Source organism: Actinosynnema sp. (genome assembly GCF_052038725.1).
This window is the reverse complement of the sequence record NZ_JBQGCX010000809.1, coordinates 1-4,851: the sequence shown is the minus strand read 5'-3', so window position 1 is coordinate 4,851 and position 4,851 is coordinate 1. Positions and strand designations below refer to the sequence as shown.

Sequence of the window (4,851 nt, the reverse complement as noted above, 5' to 3'; positions counted from 1 at the left end):
GGCGCGAGCCACCCAGCGGTCAGGCAGCGAGCGGTGGTCAGCGATCAGGCAGCGGTCGGGCAGCGGTCAGCGGTCAGCGGTCGGGCAGCGGTCAGCGGTCGGGCAGCGGTCAGCTGGTGCCCGCCTGGAAGCGGTCGCGGGACAGCTCCGCGACCGCCGACAGCGCGTTGCCCAGGTGGTAGTGGTCCACCGCCAGGTAGTTCGGGGTCTTGCGGGCGGCCGGTTCGCAGAAGCGGCGGGCGCGGTCGGCCAGCTTGCCGTTGTCCGAGGTCGCCGTCCCGGTGAACGGCACGTCCCGGAAGTGGTTCATCACGAACAGCGGCGTGAAGCCCGGTTCGGTGCGGGTCAGCGGGGTCGACCAGCGGCTGTAGCAGGACCAGTCCGAGTTGCCGACGCCCGCGCCCATGGACCAGTAGTTCTCCACCGTCCAGTCCGGCTGGAACATGGCGCCCAGCGAGTCCCGGCCCGGCTCGTCGCTGAAGATCAGCAGCCGCTTGCCCGAGGCGCGCAGCGCGTCCAGCGTCGGCCACCCGTTCTGCCGCACGCCCGCCTGGTCGGGGCGGAACAGCACGTTCGCCAGGCCCGGCACCTTCGCCAGCTCGGCGCGCAGGACGTCCACCGAGACGTAGTCCTCCAGGAACACCGTCACGACCTCACTCGGGTTGCGCCCCAGGAAGTCCACGAGCCGCCGCAGGTCCACGTTCAGCGCGACCGGGCCGCTGACCAGGGTGCAGCTGTTGTGGCACAGGATCGCGCCGTCCGGGGTCTGGTGGACGTCCAGCTGGAACGCGCGCACCCCGTCCGCCAACTGCTGCTCGACGCCGCGCGCCTGGTTGGGCGCGAGGTTGATGAACGGCGGCGCGAACCCGCCGTCCACGCCGTTCGCGTAGGCGTTGTGCGCGGTCAGGAAGGTGACCTGGTCCAGCCTGCGGCTGCCGTCCTGCGGCACGGCGACGCGGGTCGGGCTCACCGGGTTCAGGAACCAGGTGTCGCGCCGGGTCCCCACGCGGGCCTGCTCGCCCTCGGTGGTCAGGTAGCGGCTCTGGCCGGGGACCTTGAGCACGCGGGACGCGCCTTCGGCGACGACCTCCCAGCGGGCGTCCGCGCTGTCGCAGGCCAGCAGGACGGCCTGGTCGCCGGAGCGGCCGAGGCAGCGACCGCCCTCCTGGAGGGTGTCGCCGACGACGTTCCACTGCTGGCGGTCCTCGTTGCCCTTCGGGCGGCGCAGCGGGACCGGGCTCGCGGACGCCGAGGCGTTCAGGCCGTTCGTGGCGCTCTGGAGGTAGTGGAGGCCGGATTCGGCCGCCGCCGCGGTGTTCTGGGACGCGAGGGCGTTCGGGGACGCCGCGGTGTTCGGGGACGCGAGGGCGGTTGCGGGGAGCGCCGCGACCAGCAGGGCGGTCACGGCGAGCGCGGGCAGGCGCATGGTGCGGGGGTCCTCTCCGAAACCCCGGCGCCGAGGGAGGGCCGGGGATCGTCTCGGTCGGTCCGGTCGGCCTCGGGCGGGCCTACCCTGGAAGCATGGCCGAACGGGAGTCCGCTGAGAAGGACCCGACTGCGGAGCGCGCAGCCGGGGACACCACCACGACGATCCGCCGCGTGCTCGCCGACTGCCGGGTGTGGGCGGTGGTCGGGTTGGGCGACAACCCCGACCGGCCCGCCTACGGGGTCGCGCGGTTCCTCCAGCAGCAGGGCAAGAAGATCGTGCCCGTGCACCCCTCGGCGGCGACCGTGCTCGGGGAGCGGGGCTACGCCTCGCTGGCCGACGTCCCGTTCCCGGTGGACTGCGTGGACGTGTTCCGCCGGTCCGAGGTCGCGGGCGAGAGCGCCGACGAGGCCGTCGCGATCGGCGCGAAGGCGGTGTGGTTCCAGCTGGGCGTGATCGACCGGGCCGCGTACGAGCGGACCACGGCGGCCGGGCTGGACGTGGTCATGGACCACTGCCCGGCCATCGAGTGGGCCGCTAACGGGCCTTCCGGGCGGTGACCTCGATCTCGATGCGCATCCTCGGGTCGGCCAGGCCGCAGCTGAGCATCGTCGCGGCGGGCCTGCTCTCGCCGAACGCGGCGCGCAGCGCGGGCCAGCACGGCTCGAAGTCCGCGGTGTCGGGCAGGTAGTAGCGGACGCGGACCACGTCGGCGAGCGTGGTCCCCGCCTGCGCGAGCGCGTCCGCGATGTTGCGCAGCGACTGCTCGGCCTGCGCCACCACGTCGTCCGCGATCGTCATGGTCGAGTAGTCGAACCCGGTGGTGCCCGAGACGTGCACCCACTCGCCGTCGACGACCGCGCGGGCGTACCCGATGCTCTCCTCGAAGGAGGACCCGGACAGGATGGCGCGCCTCATGGCGCGACCATAACGGCGGTGCGCGGTTCCCGCCGGGCCGGTCGCTAACCTGCGCCCATGCCGACCGAGCAGCTGAACGGGACCACCGTCCGGTACGACGTGTCCGGGGAGGGCGAGCTGGTCGTCCTGGTGATGGGCACCGGGGCGTCCGGGCGGGTGTGGCACGCGCACCAGGTGCCCGCGCTGGTGGCCGCCGGGTTCCGGGTGGCCACGCCCGACAACCGGGGCGTGTTCCCCGCCGACGCGCGCGGGTTCACGATCGACGACCTGGTGGGGGACGTGGCCGCGCTGGTCGAGCGGCTCGGCGGTCCGGCGCGGGTGGTCGGGACGTCGCTGGGCGCGCGGGTGGCGCAGGAGCTGGCGCTGGCCCGGCCGGACCTGGTGCGCTCGCTGGTGCTGCTGGCCACGGCGGGGCGCACGGACCCGCTGCAGGTGGCGCTGTCGCGCGGCGAGCGGGAGCTGTTCGACCGGGGCGTGACCACTCCCCCGGCGCACCGGGCGGCGGTGTCGGCGCTGTCGAACCTGTCGCCCGCGACGCTGCGGGACCCCGTGGCGGCGCGGGACTGGCTGGACCTGCTGGAGTTCACCGAGCAGGGGGTGGACGCGGGGGTCAGGGCGCAGCTGGAGCTGGCGGAGTTCGAGCCCCGGCTGGACGCCTACCGGGGGATCACCGCGCCGACGCTGGTGGTGGGGTTCGCGGACGACCGGCTGGTGCCACCGCACCTGGGGCGCGAGGTGGCGGACGCGATCCCCGGCGCGCGGTACGCGGAGGTGGCGGACGCCGGGCACTACGGGTACCTGGAGCGGCCCGACGAGGTGAACCGGGTGGTGGTGGGGTTCCTGCGGGAGTGAGGTCCCGCGTCCTCGGCGCGCGCGGGGGTCGGCTGGTCGACCGGCGGCTGCGGGTCGGGTTGGTCGTGTTCCTGCGGCCCAGCTGGTCGGGGCCCGCGCGCGGCTTCGGCGGACTCGGGCTCACGGCTCCGGCGGGGCTCGGGCGCATTCGTCCCGCTGATGGCCCGTGCACCGCGCGGGGTGCTCCGTTGTGCCCTCGGGTGCTCGGCGGAACGGCGCGCGGGGCGGGGCGGGCGCGTCCGGCGGGGTGCTCGCGTGCGTCCGCAGGGACCCGTCGCGGTGCGGCCGTGCGCCGGTTCCGCAGCACCTCCCGATGGCGGCCGGCCGATCGTGCGGTCCGAATCGCAGGTGTCGGAATTCCTGGTCAGGACGGGTGGAAAGCGCTTCCCGCAACCGGTTCGTGATCATCCTGACAGGTCCGCCCCTACAAGCGGCGCGAGTCCTACCCGGGAGCGCTCCCTGCGCACTACCGTCGTCCGGAGCCGCCGAGAGGACCGCATGGATTCCCGCCAGCTCGCCCGAACCGCGCGCACCGCCGCCCTGTCGACCGTGGGCGCCGTGGTGCTCCTGGTGCTCGTCCCGACCGCGTTCAACGCGGCCACCGGAGGGTCCGCGCCCAGGGTGCTCGGGCCGCTCGCGCCGTGGTTGTGGCCCGCGCTCGCCGGGCTGTGCGCGGTCGCGGCCGGGCTGGTGGCGTGGGAGCCGCTGGCCGAGCGGTGGCGGCAGCGCAGGCCGCACCACCCGGCCAACCGGGAGGCCGCGCTGGAGCGGGTGGAGCGGTTCGTGCGCGCGGAGCGGGATCGGGCGCTGGCCGCGCAGGTGCGGTTGAAGCTCGGGGTCGCGCCGAAGGTCGGGCCGTCGCTGCCGACCAGGATGCGCGCGCCGCTGGTCGTGGTGGGCAAGGCCGGGGCGGGCAAGACGACGTTGCTGCTGGAACTGGCCGAGGCGCTGCTGGAACGGGCGCGCGACGACGCCGCAAGACCCCTGCCCGTGGTGGTGGACCTGGCCGCCTGGCGGGGGGATACTGGTTTCACCGAGTGGCTCCTGGCGCGGGTCGAGTCGCGCTACCGGATCAGCCCTCGGTTGGGTCGGGTGTGGTTGGCGGACAGGCGGTTCGCGCTGCTGTTCGACGGGCTGGACGAGCTGTCCGGCGCCGAGCGGGCGCGCTGCCTGGCCGAGGTGTCCGCTCTCGGGGTGGCGCAGTTCGCGCTGTGCAGCCGGGACGCGGATCTCCCCGGCCTGCCCGAGCACGAGGTCGTCAGGGTCGATCAGGTGCGCCGCGGGGACGTGCAGGCGCTGCTCGCCGCGTGCGGGCCGCGCGTGGCGGGGTTGCGCGACGAGCTGGAGAAGCAGCCGGAGCTGTGGGCCGAGCTGCGGACCCCGCTCGCCCTCGGTCTGCTGGTGCTGGCGCGCCGGGCCGGACGGGTCGACTACCGGCGGGGCGTGCTGGACACCTACGTGGCCGAGGCGGTGTCGCGGGTGCCGAGGGCGGAGCGCTTGCTGCGGGCGCTGCGGTTCTTGGCGCGCGTGGCGGCGGCGCCGCCGCACCGGGACCTGCGGGCACGCGGCAGCCTGCCGCAGCGGACGGGGTGGCTGGGTTTCGTGGGGCCGGACGTGGTGCGGCGCCTGTTCGGACGCGTGGTGCCGGGCGCGCT

The 4,851-nt window shown here is 75.0% G+C and carries 5 protein-coding genes; 3 read left to right on the top strand and 2 right to left on the bottom strand.

The window, feature by feature from the left end:
* Positions 1 to 109: 109 nt before the first annotated feature.
* A complete protein-coding gene (locus ACTUAL_RS16660) occupies positions 110 to 1,426 on the bottom strand; it encodes a PI-PLC domain-containing protein (protein ID WP_096496355.1) in 1,317 nt (438 codons plus the stop codon).
* Positions 1,427 to 1,521: 95 nt separating this feature from the next.
* On the opposite strand from ACTUAL_RS16660, the gene ACTUAL_RS16655 reads away from it, so the two are divergent.
* Positions 1,522 to 1,986 carry a CoA-binding protein gene (locus ACTUAL_RS16655; protein ID WP_440900916.1) on the top strand — a complete coding sequence of 155 codons (465 nt, stop codon included), beginning with the start codon at positions 1,522 to 1,524 and terminating at the stop codon, positions 1,984 to 1,986.
* Here ACTUAL_RS16655 and ACTUAL_RS16650 read toward each other — a convergent pair.
* Positions 1,964 to 2,344 carry a RidA family protein gene (locus ACTUAL_RS16650; RefSeq protein WP_015804248.1) on the bottom strand — a complete coding sequence of 127 codons (381 nt, stop codon included), beginning with the start codon at positions 2,342 to 2,344 and terminating at the stop codon, positions 1,964 to 1,966. The two genes, ACTUAL_RS16655 and ACTUAL_RS16650, sit on opposite strands and share 23 nt — an antisense overlap.
* Before the next feature lie 57 nt (positions 2,345 to 2,401).
* On the opposite strand from ACTUAL_RS16650, the gene ACTUAL_RS16645 reads away from it, so the two are divergent.
* Together ACTUAL_RS16645 and ACTUAL_RS16640 are read left to right on the top strand one after the other, a co-directional pair.
* Positions 2,402 to 3,196, top strand: a complete 795-nt coding sequence (locus ACTUAL_RS16645) for an alpha/beta fold hydrolase (RefSeq protein ID WP_440900915.1) — start codon at positions 2,402 to 2,404, stop codon at positions 3,194 to 3,196.
* Between the two features lie 498 nt (positions 3,197 to 3,694).
* Positions 3,695 to 4,851: NACHT domain-containing protein (locus tag ACTUAL_RS16640; RefSeq protein WP_440900914.1), on the top strand; the 1,157-nt coding region annotated here is incomplete at its 3' end.